Source organism: Lyngbya sp. CCY1209, assembly GCF_055795065.1.
In genome coordinates this window covers 1-203 of sequence record NZ_JAYFER010000691.1, presented here as the reverse complement: position 1 = coordinate 203, position 203 = coordinate 1, and the positions used below count along the sequence as shown (strand labels likewise).

Below are 203 nucleotides of genomic sequence, written 5' to 3'. Positions count from 1 at the left end.
GGATTCCGACTCTCCCGGGAGTTCAACTTAAAAACCTGGTGGAAAGAAGCGGACAACATTTCATTTTTGCAGCGGTTAAGCTATTTTATTTCGGAAATTCTGCTGGCGGCGATACCCGACGAAAAAATCGTCATTTTTGTCGATGAAATTGACAGTATTTTGAGCCTCGATTTCCCCGTCGATGACTTTTTCGCCCTGATCCG

1 protein-coding gene is annotated in these 203 nt (G+C 44.8%); it reads left to right on the top strand.

All coding sequences use genetic code 11. The features are described 5' to 3' along the window. The coding region (locus AC0QHF_RS28870; protein WP_324707738.1) for a hypothetical protein at positions 1 to 203 on the top strand (203 nt) is incomplete at both ends.